This window comes from Streptomyces sp. NBC_00878 (genome assembly GCF_026341515.1).
Classification (GTDB): Bacteria; Actinomycetota; Actinomycetes; order Streptomycetales; family Streptomycetaceae; genus Streptomyces.
Map to the genome: position 1 here is coordinate 3333555 of NZ_JAPEOK010000001.1, position 13226 is coordinate 3346780.

The following is a 13226-nucleotide window of genomic DNA, read 5'->3' on the forward strand; positions in this document are numbered from 1 at the left end:
GCCGCAAAGACGGCGCGGCACCGCGGCATATGCGGCGGGCGGGTTAGGTACAGCCTATCGAAGGAAGGTTCTGTGGCGACATAGGGCGCACAGGAGGCGCACGATGCGTGTCGTAAGCCCCTCATGCACCCCCTCTTTTTTTGGAGCTCGGTTCGCCTCCGGGGTGCTACAGCCGGTGTCGAGAGGGCGACCGTGCTCGACCCTCCTTCGTCGGGCCTCCGCGCGCTCGCCCTCTCGACACCGGCCGCACCCCTTCGGCTCACTCGCTGTTGGTGGCCCGGCGTTGGTGTCGGGCTATGCCAGGCCGAGGCGCTCGGCGGCCGTTGCCGCGTCGACCGGGACCGTGACCGGCTGCGGGGCGCCCGCGACGGCCCAGTCGGGGTCCTTGAGGCCGTTTCCGGTCACCGTGCAGACGATGCGCTGGCCCGGGTCGACCTTGCCCTGCTCGGCGGCCTTGAGCAGACCGGCGACCGAAGCCGCGGAGGCGGGCTCGACGAAGACACCCTCCTGCGCGGCCAACAGGCGGTAGGCGCGCAGGATTTCACGGTCCGTCACCTCGTCGATGAAGCCGCCGGACTCGTCCCGCGCGGCCAGCGCGAACTTCCACGAGGCCGGGTTGCCGATGCGGATCGCGGTGGCGATCGTCGAGGGGTCCTTGACGACCTCGCCGCGCACGATGGGCGCGGAGCCGGAGGCCTGAAACCCCCACATGCGCGGGGTCTGCCGGGCGATCCCGTCGGCGGCGTACTCGGTGTACCCCTTCCAGTACGCGGTGATGTTGCCCGCGTTGCCCACCGGCAGGACGTGGATGTCGGGGGCGTCGCCCAGCATGTCCACGATCTCGAAAGCGGCGGTCTTCTGGCCCTCGATACGCACCGGATTGACCGAATTGACCAGCGACACCGGGTAGTTGTCGGAGAGGCTGCGCGCGAGCGTGAGGCAGTCGTCGAAGTTGCCGTCGACCTGGAGGATCTTCGCGCCGTGCACGAGGGCCTGGCCCATCTTGCCGAGCGCGATCTTGCCCCGCGGGACGAGAACGGCACACACCATGCCCGCCCGTACGGCATACGCGGCGGCCGACGCCGACGTGTTGCCCGTCGAGGCGCAGATGACGGCCTTCGCGCCCTCCTCCTTGGCCCGCGTGATGGCCATGGTCATGCCGCGGTCCTTGAAGGACCCGGTGGGGTTCGCACCCTCGACCTTGAGGTGGACCTCGCAGCCCGTGCGCTCGGAGAGCACCTGCGCGGGCACGAGCGGCGTACCGCCCTCGCGCAGCGTCACGACCGACGTGGAGTCGGACACCGGCAACCGGTCCCGGTACTCCTCGATGATTCCGCGCCACTGGTGGGTCATTGCTCGTTACTCTCCTTCAACCCGCATGATGCTGGCGACACCCCGCACGGTGTCGAGGTTGCGCAACGCCTCGACGGTCCCGCTGAGGGACGCGTCGGACGCGCGATGCGTGACGACGACGAGGGAGGCGTCGCCGCCCCCGTCCTGTCGCCCTTGCTGGCGAACCGTATCGATCGAGACACCGTGCTCGGCGAAAACGGTCGCAACCTGGGCGAGAACACCCGGTTTGTCCGCCACATCGAGGCTGATGTGGTAGCGGGTCACGACCTCACCCATGGGACTCACGGGCAGCTGCGTGTACGCCGAGTCGCCGGGCCCGGTCGCACCACTGAGCTTGTTGCGGCAGACGGCGACCAGGTCACCGAGAACTGCGGAGGCAGTCGGCGCACCACCGGCGCCCGGCCCGTAGAACATGAGCTGCCCGGCGGCGTCCGACTCGACGAACACGGCGTTGTACGCGCCGCGCACGGAGGCGAGCGGGTGGCTCAGCGGAATCATGGCGGGGTGCACGCGCGCGGTGACCGATCCCCCGTCGGCGGCCCGCTCGCAGATGGCGAGCAGCTTGATGGTGCAGCCCATCGCCTTCGCCGAGGCGAAGTCGGCGGCGGTGACCTCGGTCATGCCCTCGCGGTACACGTCGTCGAGACGCACGCGCGTGTGGAAGGCGATCCCGGCGAGGATGGCGGCCTTGGCGGCGGCGTCGAACCCCTCGACGTCGGCGGTGGGGTCGGCTTCGGCGTACCCCAGGGCAGTGGCCTCGTCGAGGGCTTCCTGATAGCCGGCGCCGGTCGAGTCCATCTTGTCGAGGATGAAGTTGGTGGTGCCGTTCACGATCCCCAGCACCCGGTTGACCTTGTCGCCGGCGAGGGACTCGCGCAGCGGCCGGATCAGCGGAATGGCACCGGCGACGGCAGCCTCGTAATAAAGGTCCCTGCCCTGCTCCTCGGCGAGGGCGTGCAGCGCGGCACCGTCCTGGGCGAGGAGCGCCTTGTTGGCGGAGACGACGGAGGCGCCGTGCTCGAAGGCGGTGGTGATGAGGGCGCGCGCGGGCTCGATACCGCCGATGACCTCGACGACGACGTCGATGTCCCCGCGTTTGACGAGCGCGGTGGCATCGGTGGTGACGAGGGCGGGGTCGACGCCCTCACGCACCTTGGAGGGCCGCCGCACGGCGACACCGGCAAGCTCGACGGGAGCACCGATCCTGGCGGCGAGATCGTCGGCGTGCGTCGTCATGATGCGCGCCACCTCTGAGCCGACAACCCCACAGCCCAGCAGCGCCACCTTCAGCGGACGCGTACGCATCATCCGACCTCGTTTCCTCATACCGTCACGGTGGAATCAGTCTCACTCACCGGACGGGGGTTTCTATCCCTCGTCCGGATCGTGAGACGTCTATTTCATTTGCGCGAGGGCGAACAACAGGAGATCTTCCGCCCGCTCAGCATTGTGCCGTCATTGTCATTGCTGTCAGCCGACATCGAGACGCAGAAGGTCCTCCTCCGTCTCCCGTCGGACGATCACGCGCGCCTCGCCGTCCTGGACCGCGACGACCGGCGGGCGCAGGGCGTGGTTGTAGTTGCTCGCCATCGAGCGGCAGTACGCGCCGGTGGCGGGCACCGCGATGAGGTCACCGGGCGCGAGATCGGAGGGCAGGAAGGCGTCCTTCACGACGATGTCACCGCTCTCGCAGTGCTTGCCGACGACGCGTACGAGCATGGGTTCGGCGTCGCTCGTACGGGAGACGAGAGCGACGCTGTACTCGGCGTCGTACAGCGCGGTGCGGATGTTGTCGGACATGCCGCCGTCGACGGAGACGTACGTACGCAGCCCGTCGAGGGGCTTGATCGTGCCGACTTCGTAGAGGGTGAAGGCGGTGGGCCCGACGATGGCGCGCCCGGGCTCGACGGAGATACGGGGGGTCCGCAGACGGGCGGCCTCACACTCGCGCGTGACGATCTCACCGAGGGCCTTGGCGATCTCGTGGGGCTCGCGCGGGTCGTCGTCGCTGGTGTAGGCGATGCCGAGGCCACCACCGAGGTCGATCTCGGGAAGCTCGACGCCGTGCTCGTCACGGACGGCGGCAAGGAGAGCAACGACACGACGGGCGGCGACCTCGAACCCCGCCATGTCGAAGATCTGCGACCCGATGTGGGAGTGGATGCCGATCAGTTCGAGCCCGTCGAGGGCCAGCGCGCGCCGCACGGCCTCGGCGGCCTGCCCGTCCGCGAGCGCGATCCCGAACTTCTGGTCCTCGTGCGCGGTGGCGATGAATTCATGGGTATGCGCCTCGACGCCGACGGTGACACGGATCTGCACGCGCTGCCGCGTACCGAGCGACTGGGCGATGTGGGCAACGCGCACGATCTCCTGGAAGGAGTCGAGAACGATCCGCCCGACACCGGCCTCTATGGCCTGAGTGATCTCGTCCGTCGACTTGTTGTTGCCGTGGAAGGCGATGCGGTCGGCGGGCATCCCGGCGGAGAGGGCGGTGGTGAGCTCGCCACCGGAACAGACGTCGAGGTTGAGCCCTTCCTCGTACAGCCACCGCACGATGGCGCGAGAGAGGAACGCCTTCCCCGCATAGAACACGTCGGCGTCATGCCCGAAGGCGGTACGCCAGGCCCGCGCCCGCGCCCGGAAGTCGGCCTCGTCGACGAAGTAGGCGGGGGTACCGAACTCCTCGGCGAGCCTCGCCACACCGATCCCGCCGACACTGACGGAACCGTCCTCGGTACGGGTGACGGTCTGGGCCCAGACCTTCGGGTCGAGGGTGTTCAGATCGGCGGGCGGGGCGGAGTAGTGCCCCTCGGGCAGAACATCGGCGTGACGGGGCCCGGCGGGGTGTGCGGAACGGCTCATGTCTGTTGGGCTTCCTCAGAGATGTTCTAGAGATGTTCAGGTGCGTCGATGCCGAGCAGGGACAGGCCGCCGGCCAGCACCGTCCCGGCGGCTTCGGCAAGCGCGAGCCGGGCACGGTGGGCGGCCGAGGGTTTCTCGTCACCCAGCGGAAGAACGGCGTGCTGAAAGGCGAGCATCGCGTCGGCGGTGCTGACGAGGTGCCGGGCGAGACGGTCGGGGGCGCGGTGACGGGCCGCGGTGGCGAGGGTGTGGGGATAGCCGGCGAGAACGTCGACCAGGGTGTCTGGGGCGTCCGGGGCGTCGGCCTCGCACCGTACGTCGCCGGGGGCACTGGTGAAGCCTAGGTCGGCGGCGTTGCGGGTGAGGGCCCGGGCGCGGGCATGGGCGTACCGGACCCTGAAGAGGGGGTTGGTCTCACGCTGGACGAGGTGGTCAGCGGTGATGCGGGGATGGTCGTGGGACGCGGTGTGGAGGAGCGCCCAGCGGGCGGCGTCGCGACCGAGGGGGGTGGGGTCCTTGGAGGCGGGGACGGGGACGGGGTGGAGGTCGATGTGGAGGTTGGCGGGGAGGGGGGCGCCATCGAGGGCGGCGGCCCAGGTCGGACCGGGCGCGGGATGGGGATGGGGATGGGCCTCGGCTTCGACCTCGCCGGACGTACGGACGAGGGCGCCCTGGGAGCGGAGGATCCGGGCGACGACTTGACCGGTGACGACGGCACGTAGGTCACGAGCGTGACGGAGCTGTACGAGGTCCCCGTTGGGCTCGTCGACGAACCCGTACCGTCCACCGCGCCGCAGAATCTCGGCGACGAGAACCTGCTCCCCGGTGTCGTCGAGGGTGATGTTGAGGAAACCGGGCCCGGTGATGTCGACGCTGGTCAGGCCTTGCATGCCGATGAGGTGCGACCGCAGGATCTCGGCAACCTCGTGGGGCGGGCGACAGGCAGGGCGGGCCAGCTGAAGGGCAACGTTGGTGGCGTAGTCACCGCGGCCGCCGGGCCCCGGGGGCGCGACCTGGGCCCGCTCCGGCACAGGCACGCTGAGCTCACCCGCGTCCACCGCGCGCCGCACGGCACGCAGGACGGTACGGGAGAGCTCGACGGGGGTCACGGGGCAAGCGTAGGCGAGGAGGGGGGTGGGTAGGCGAACGGGTTTGGGGAGGGTCCGGGATGTGGACGGCGGGGCGAGTGCGGGGTTGTGGGCTGGCGCGGGACGGTGGGGGTTGCTGCGCGGGGCAGTCGTGGTGAGGTCGGGACCGCGGCGACGTACCCGCATATCCGCGACCCGTCCCCGGCCTGGCGCGATGACGCGATGACGCGATGACGTGGGATCGCATTGCGGGGAACCCGGCGGGGACGCGCCATCCGCTGCGGGCGGACACGTCGCCACGCCGCCTCCGGCCGTGAGGCGGCCTGAGGGCCAACGACGGTGAGGGTCGTGGGCACCGGTGGGTGAGAGTCTTGGGCCGCTGCTTGGGCCGCTGGTCGCAGACTCAGTTGACCGAACTCAGTTGGCCGACCCGGCTGGCAAGCTCAGCTGCTGGTGCGGCCGGCGCTCTCGGCACTCTCGAAGGACGGACCGGCGGCAGCACCACCGGAACCGGTGGCCGAAGTGTCCCGCCGCGCCATCAACTGGCGTACGAGCCTGACGAGTTCGGCGGGCTCGAAGGGCTTGGCCAGGAAGGCGTCGACGCCGACATCGAGGCCGTTCTCGACCTCGTACTGGGTGCAGGCGCTCACGATGGCAAGGGGAACGTTACGGGTCCGGGGGTCGGCCCGGAGCCGGGCGGCGGTACGCAGTCCGTCCAGCCGAGGCATGACCACATCGAGGGTGACGACATCGGGCCGCACCTGGTGGATGACGTCCAGGCACTCGACACCGTCGGCCGCGGTCACGACCTCGAAACCCTCCAGCTCGAGGTTGACCCTGATCAGTTGCCGGATGACCTTGTTGTCGTCCACAACAAGCACCCGACCCGACGCGCCTGGCACACCTTGAGAGTAGGTCGGCGTGTGGGGCCGCGTCCGGCTTTTCCCCACTTCCACCCCGCTCGGGGGACCCCCGCCCCACCCGCCCACCAAGATCAGAACGACCCTCCCCCACCCCTAAAACCGGTTCATGAAGACCCCGAAAGAGCTGGTAGTGTTCAACCCGTCGCCGCGAACACCGCGCCCGACACGCCCCCGTAGCTCAGGGGATAGAGCAACGGCCTCCGGAGCCGTGTGCGCAGGTTCGAATCCTGCCGGGGGCACTTCACAGAAGGTTGCAAGATCGCGATTGCCTTTCATCCCGGTCTTCTCCTTCTTGTAGTGCTTATCGCGATCGGCGGCATCCCGTGCTAGCGGGATGGCCGCCGTTTCGTGTGTAGCCCATGCGACCGCTTCGATCGTGTCGCCGGTGAGGGTGATGCGACACAGGGCCTCGTTGGCAACCCCGTCGTAGTGGATCTCCAGTCGCAGGGCTTCGAAGAGCCGCCGGGACAGCTCGTCCGGCATGAGGGCGAGATCCAGAGGCGTCACGGGCAAGCGGCTGAGCAGGTCGGGGTTCGGCGCAGGGCCAGCTTGTGACCGCTGACTTCTGCGATCCCCGTCCTTCGTCGTCCGTTCCCAGTAGAAGTCCGACAGGTCCCCCGGACGTGTGATAGGTACCCGGCGCGATCTCCCCGACGTCCTCCGACACATCCTCCTTCTCCAGGCGTGCCACCACGCGGTAGGTGCCGTCCGAATAGGTTCACACGTAGTTGCCCTCTATCGCGGCCAGCGCCGTCTCGCCCACTTTGGGCAAAGCGAAGGCCAGGTATCTGTCGATGACCGAGACGATCACGGACCGGGACTCGTTGGCCGCCCGGTCGGGCTCCAGGGTCTTGCGCAGCCGCGAGACATTAGTGCGCAGCACGGGCACGGCCGCCGTCGGAGGGGCCTTACCCCATACGGCGTGGACGATCTCGGCGGTGATGACATGGCGCCCGCGCCGCGACGGCAGCGCCGCCGGCACCACACGCTGCTGAGGCGAGCCGAGGGTCAGCCCCTCCTCGCCCCGCCATATCCGGGGTGACCCCCCGGCGAAGCGCAGGGAGGCTTCGGTAGCTTTCCCACATCTTGGCTATGGCTGCGCGGGCTCCGTTCCGGTTCGCTGTGTTTCCCTCAGGCGCTCGCGCCTCGCGCTTCCCCGCCGTCGCTTCCCGCAACACCTCCGCAGCCGCTGGACAGAGCATCCGCTAATGGCGGCCCGGAGAATGCGGCCTCCGGGCTGCGGGTCCTCACGCATTTCCTTACGCCAACCGCCAACCGCCAACCGCCGCCCGCCTACCGCCACGGCCCGGACGACGGCTACGTAGCGTCCCGGCCGTGTCCGAGATGCTCGTCCAAGAAGCGCTCCACTGCGTGGTACACGGCGATCAAGTTCTCCGGGATCTCGATGGAGTGCCCTTCGTCCGCCATGAGTATGTACTCGACGGGGACCCCACGTGCCCGGAGAGCCTGGACCATGTTGTCGGATTCTGCCTGCGCTACCCGGGCGTCGTTGGCGCCCTGGGCGATGAGCAGCGGTGTACGGACCTGGTCCACCCGGCTGATCGGTGAGCGGGCCAGCATGTCGGCCTCCTGCTGCGGATCCGCGGGGTCGCCGACCCAGCGGAACCAGTTGGCGGCAAGGGCCGGCCGGACGAATTCCGGCTGGTTGCGCAGGAAGTTGGCGAGGTCAGAGACCCCGAAGATGTCCACCGCAGCGGCGAAGACATCGGGCGTGAAGGTGACTCCGACCAGTGCCGCATAGCCACCGTAGGAGCCGCCCAAGATCGCCACCCGGTCCGGGTCCGCGTATCCCTGCTGGATGGCCCAGTTCACACCGTCGATCAGGTCGTCGTGCATTTTGCCGGCCAACTCCCCGATGCCGGCCTTCATGAACGACTTGCCGTACCCCGTGGAGCTGCGGAAGTTCACCTGAAGCACCGCGTAGCCCCGGTTGGCCAGCAGTTGGACGAGAGGGTTGAACCCCCAGCTGTCTCGGTCCCAGGGACCGCCGTGCACAAGCAGGACCAGCGGCAGCCGGTGCGGCTCTGTCCCGATTGGCAGTGTCAGGTGGGAGGGGAGCGCGAGACCGTCCCGAGCGGTGATCGTCACCGGTGTCATCGGTGCCAGCTGCTCGGGATCCAGGTGGCCAAGGGGCCGGAACAGTAGGCGCCTCTCGCCCGAGGAGTGGTCGTAGAAGTATGTGGCCCCGGGATCGCGGTCGTGGGTGAAGCTGACGACCCACCGCTGCTCGCTCTCGTCGGACGAGATGTGGGCCAGGTCGCCATCGGACAGATTCCTCAGGTTCTCCAAGACCTCGGCGAAGTGCGGGTCCAGTGCGTTGATCACCAGTCGTTCCCCGAGGTAGCGAACTCCGATGAGCTCGCCGGTACGTCGGCTGAAGATGAGCGGCGAGGGCAGTGCGGGAAAGACACGGGCTCGTGTGTCCAGGTCGTACTGCGGGTGGGAATCGACCTCCGTCTCCTCGCCGGTTTCTGCATCCAGCCGGGCCAGGCGGAGTCTGTCCGAGCCCCGGTTCGAACCGAAGAGAACGCCGCCGGCGTCGGCGGTGACCTCCAGCGGATAGACGCCCAGCGGATAGTCCTCACCCTCGAACTGCGCGATGTGGCACAACGTCTGCGTGGCCTCGTTCCAGCGCGAGAGCCGTAGCTCGCCCTGTTCGGTGACTTCACTGGTGAAGGGGCCTTTGCTGCCGCCGTAGAAGAGGGTGGTGGCAGCGCCTCCGGGGTTCTCCGCGAGGGTCCGCAGGTCACCGGTGGCGATGTCCAGCTCGAAGAGGTCGAACGTGGCGGGATTCCGGCTGTTCGAGGAGAACACCGCCTTCCCCGGCCGCCCGGCGGGCAGCTTCAGATCCATGATGCGTGCGCCGGGGAAAGGGGTCAGGTCAGCAGCCCCTGCGTCCGGGGCTTCGAGATCGACGCGGTACAGGTGCCGGTTCTCGTCGCCCCCCTGGTCCCGGGTATAGAGCAGCCACCTCGGATCGTCGGTCCAGTGATAGCTCAGCAGGTTGCGGTCCTCGGAGGTGACCCGCCGCGCGTCCCCGGGCGCGTCGACACTCTCGATCCACAGGTTCAGGTGGTTCCCCCAAGGAGCCAGGTACGCGATCTTGGTGCCGTCCGGCGAGAGGGAGGCCCTCGAACGGACGGGAGGGGCAAAGAGCTCCTCGACGCTGATCGGCTTCGGCAGTGCCATGTGGGTCCTTCCTGTGGCTGTCCCCGGACAGCGAGTGATGAGGCCCTGATGATGGTCGGCAAGGGCTCTGAGTGGGTCCGCAGCCTGGAGCCGGTCACCGTTCAGCGAACGAAGGCTGTCACTTAATGACAGTGTCACTAAGTGACAGCAAAGGCAAGTGCGCCGCACGCCCAGCCGCTGAGGACCGTCGATTGCAGCCCCACCTCCTCTGGGCTGCCGCTCGACTGGCAGTGAACTCGTGGCGCAGGTCACATGCGCGAGGGGTGGGCAATACTGTCACTAAGTGTCAGTATTGCAGTCAGTGACACGACGGTGAGGTCGCGCAGGATGGGCTTCGGGAGAGTTGACGGCCATGAAGATCACGAGCTTCCTGCTGTGAGTCGGGTGACCGTGGTGCGGATTCATGGCGCCTTCGAGCGGCCGCAGTCCCGTCGAGTCAGGAAAAGCGCTACGCCGACAGGTCGACGGCCGAGGCCGGCGAACCCAATATGCCGTCAACGGCCGTTGTAGATCGCGCCATGCAGTAGGAACTGGTCCTGTTGCCACGTATTCAAGGAGTTCATATGGATCTCACGCTTCCGCAGCAGATCTACCTGTGCACCTACGCCTTCACGAAGAATAAGTTTCCGGCCACTCTTCTGCAGTTCCGCGGGCAGCGGGTGCGCGCTGCTGCCCTGACCGAGCTAGTCCTTGCGGGACAGGCTGAGACCGACGGGCGCCGGGTTCGCGCACTTGGAGACCAATCACCGACGGATCCGTTTCTTGCCTCTGTGTGGGAAGAGCTGCACGCGAGGCCGAAAAAGTGGATGGCACTGGTGCACAACACCGCGCACAAGGCGGAGAAACCGGTCGAAAACCAGCTGACGGCTGCTGGGATTATCGAAAAGAAGACCGGCCGCACCTTGAGTCTGCTCGGAGGGAGCAAAGTTGTCTTGCGGCGGGAAGAGGAGGCCCGAGCTGTGCAGCAAGCATTGCGCACGCGGGTCACCACCACTCCCGACCCGTCCACTCTGCCCCTGGCACAAGTGGCACTGCCGGTGATCGCACTGGAGAGCGACGCGACCATGGGGGTCGTACTGAACCGTTCCGAGCGCCGCAAACACAAGGTTACGCTTGAGGAACTCGCCAAGAAATTCGATCGAGAAATACCGGGCCTGCGCAAAGCCCTGTCAAACTCGGTGCTTTCCAGTCGGTCTGTCGGCGGCGGATGGAGCTGAGCAGGACAAACCTAAAAATGCACACGTCCGCAGAATGCGAGCCGAAGTAAAATCGAGCGACATCAAGGCCGGTGCTGGAGACTCTGGTTGCCGCGTTCGCCGCATGGTGGCTGATGGAGCCAAGTGTCGAGTTCACGTCCATCCCTTGGGCTCCGGTTGATCATCGTCGGCGCCACAGTCGTTGTGACGAGTGGCTACGGAGAAAAAATCGCGCCACGGCAAGACAAACACCACAAGGGAACACCGCCGTACCCGGACCGCGTTCCATACACCCCACAAATACCGTCCACGACCGGTGAATTCACCACCGGTGAGCGGGAACCCATCACGCCGCAGCGAGCTTTCCTGGCCGTCTGGCCGACGTCACCGGAACCGCAACCGTCCATCTCGTACTCCCGGCGGGCCCTTGCGCTGCACCCGGGACGGTCGGGGCGCCCTGGGGGCCGTCAAACGGCTTGGCAGTGCACGGCGGGAGCGGCGGTGGAGTGGCCCACTCGGCGTCGTCCAGCTCGGTCACGCGGAGGAATTCGGCGAACTCGCCCGGCGTATCGAGGGTGACGACTGCCCGTGGCAGATGTGGCCTGGTGGTCGGCCGCGCTGTGGTCGGGCATGAGGTCGACCACAGCGGTGCGCACTGCGCCACGGCTGATGCCGTGCTCGCGGGCCTGGGTAGCCGTGGCCGGCCTTCGAGGTACGCGGCGCACGTCGGCGATGGTCCTGCCCGGATAGCCGATCGTGACCACCGCCGTTGCCCTTGGCCTCGGCGACCCGCAGCCCGTCGTAGGTCGCTTCCCGCTGGAGACCGCCCTGCAGTTCGCAGGCGGCGGCGAGGCCCCGCACCATGGACTTCACGTTGGACAGACCCGCGCATCGAGCAGTCCTTGCTCACGGTGTTCAGCCGAGCGAGCGACCGGCTGGGGTGCCCCAGCCCCATCCGTTCAGGTGACGGCAGATCACCTACCAACCCTTACCGCCTTCTTGTGGCCCGTGGACTCTCTCGAGTGCGGTCAAGGTCTGCTGCCACGGCCTCAGCGTAGACACTCTGCTGTGACTCAGGTCACTCCACCGAGGATGGCCACAGAAGTCACTAAATGCCAAACTGGCGCTTAGTGTCACTCCGTAGGCGGCATGTCGATCAAGACACGCTGCAAGCCGCAGAGGCACCACGCACGGATCCCGGGTGCTTTACCTAGGGACAGTGCAGCCAACAGAAGGAGAGCTCATGAAGTCGTGGCGTTCCCGCATCACCGTCGGCCTCGCCGTCGGCGCCGCAGCGATAGCAGTCCCGCTGACCGCCACCAGCGCAGTCGCCGTCCCCCCACCCGGCAGCGGCTGGCACGTGGCTGGCGGTATGACGTATGACTCGAAGAGGCAGTGCGAGGCTGAGGAGCTGCCGAACGCCCAGCACAACGGGTATGACGAGGTGTGGTGCGACGGTCCGGGCGGTCGCGCCGAGTACACCGTCTGGGTGCGCTGACCGCTTCGCAAGGCGCAGAAGAGGCGGCCACCCTGACGCGCTGCGCAGGGTGGCCGCTCCCCGTTGTCTCACCAACAGCCCGGTCCGTCTCCTGCCGTTCGGGCCGCAGGCTCTGGGTGGGGCCCGTTCGCCCGCTGGCCAGCACGGTGGCAACCGCGTCGGGCGCAGGGTCCCCGACATCCCGCTTCCGGTAGAGCTGCCCAACGGCAAGAAAGCGTCGGTCAGCCTGTCGACGAGCTCGCACTCTCGTACTGGGGTACTCCGGGGAGCTCGGGCCCGAAGGCTGGGAGCGCACCGGTCCGTCCAAGCGCTTCCAGAACTTCATGAGGGGCACCGACCTGTTCGACAAGGGCAGGGCTACGCCTTCGTGATGGTTTATACGCGCGGGTTCGGCCGTTCCACCGGCTGTCCCGGGGGTGTCGTTGACGGACTCGATCGGCTGCCGCACCGACTTGAGCAGGCCCTCGCCCCTGCGCTTCTTCTCCCGCTTGAACGAGGGCCGCGGCAGTTCGGCCCCACGCATGACCAGGTCATTCTCGAACTCCTTGGCGGCGAAGCCCTTGTCCGCGATGATCAGCAGTCCGGGCCGGTCGGCGACCAGGTCTTCATCGACGTCGAGCATGGCCTGGAGCACTTCGCGTTCGTCGAGTTTCGGGTTCGCCGGCGCCCACAGGATCGGCATCCCGAGCCCACGGAAGCTGACGCCGAGGTCGTCGACGTCCTGTCTGACGACGTCGCCCCAGAGGAACGCCGCGCTCTGGTCGAGCGAGAGCAGCAGGACTACTCGACACCTGGGTCGTGCTGGACATCAAGCCCCGCGGCGGCCAGGCCGCATACGTGTCGGGGCTGCACCAGCAGCTGTCAGACATCGTCAACGGCCTCCCGCCCGTACTCCCGGCTCGGGGTTGGCACCACCTCTTCCCCCAGAGACTTCCCCCCTCAAGCAATCACCCATGCTTGGCGCGTGTGCGCGCGGGCGGTCGGTAATTCCGGTCGCGCGGTGGCGTCGATGGGATAAGCTGTCCGATGATTTCGCGCGGCAGGTTCTCTGCCGCCCCACTCGACGCGCTCGGCGTCGACACGCACCGCGTGCCCT

Annotated in this window: 9 protein-coding genes and 1 tRNA gene; 3 read left to right on the plus strand and 7 right to left on the minus strand. The window is 67.7% G+C overall.

What is annotated here, in order from left to right; genetic code table 11:
- Positions 1-294: 294 nt before the first annotated feature.
- The 5 genes from thrC to OHA11_RS13705 form a co-directional block, all read right to left on the minus strand.
- Positions 295-1353, minus strand: coding sequence for a threonine synthase (thrC, locus tag OHA11_RS13685; protein WP_266495882.1), 1059 nt, complete (start codon positions 1351-1353; stop codon positions 295-297).
- A 6-nt stretch (positions 1354-1359) separates the two neighbouring features.
- The gene (locus tag OHA11_RS13690; RefSeq protein WP_266507140.1) at positions 1360-2658 is read right to left on the minus strand and encodes a homoserine dehydrogenase; all 1299 of its coding nucleotides are present in this window, start codon (positions 2656-2658) and stop codon (positions 1360-1362) included.
- A 165-nt stretch (positions 2659-2823) separates the two neighbouring features.
- A complete protein-coding gene (lysA, locus tag OHA11_RS13695; protein WP_266495885.1) occupies positions 2824-4215 on the minus strand; it encodes a diaminopimelate decarboxylase in 1392 nt (463 codons plus the stop codon).
- Positions 4216-4241: 26 nt separating this feature from the next.
- Positions 4242-5324: an ArgS-related anticodon-binding protein NrtL gene (gene nrtL, locus OHA11_RS13700; RefSeq protein ID WP_266495887.1), complete on the minus strand. Its 1083-nt coding sequence runs from the start codon at positions 5322-5324 to the stop codon at positions 4242-4244.
- Positions 5325-5746: 422 nt separating this feature from the next.
- Positions 5747-6253, minus strand: coding sequence for a response regulator (locus OHA11_RS13705; protein WP_266495890.1), 507 nt, complete (start codon positions 6251-6253; stop codon positions 5747-5749).
- 140 nt (positions 6254-6393) lie between these two features.
- Here OHA11_RS13705 and OHA11_RS13710 point away from each other — a divergent pair.
- Positions 6394-6465, plus strand: a tRNA-Arg gene (locus tag OHA11_RS13710).
- A gap of 479 nt (positions 6466-6944) precedes the next feature.
- Here the strand turns inward: OHA11_RS13710 and OHA11_RS13715 are convergent.
- Both OHA11_RS13715 and OHA11_RS13720 read right to left on the minus strand, forming a co-directional pair.
- A complete protein-coding gene (locus OHA11_RS13715; protein WP_266495900.1) occupies positions 6945-7109 on the minus strand; it encodes a hypothetical protein in 165 nt (54 codons plus the stop codon).
- Positions 7110-7543: 434 nt separating this feature from the next.
- The gene (locus OHA11_RS13720) at positions 7544-9436 is read right to left on the minus strand and encodes a S9 family peptidase (protein WP_266495903.1); all 1893 of its coding nucleotides are present in this window, start codon (positions 9434-9436) and stop codon (positions 7544-7546) included.
- Positions 9437-9999: 563 nt separating this feature from the next.
- On the opposite strand from OHA11_RS13720, the gene OHA11_RS13725 reads away from it, so the two are divergent.
- Together OHA11_RS13725 and OHA11_RS13730 are read left to right on the plus strand one after the other, a co-directional pair.
- The gene (locus OHA11_RS13725) at positions 10000-10653 is read left to right on the plus strand and encodes a GPP34 family phosphoprotein (RefSeq protein WP_266495905.1); all 654 of its coding nucleotides are present in this window, start codon (positions 10000-10002) and stop codon (positions 10651-10653) included.
- 1222 nt (positions 10654-11875) lie between these two features.
- Positions 11876-12130 (plus strand): hypothetical protein, encoded by a 255-nt coding sequence (locus OHA11_RS13730; protein WP_143638266.1) that lies wholly within the window; start codon positions 11876-11878, stop codon positions 12128-12130.
- Positions 12131-13226 lie beyond the last annotated feature (1096 nt).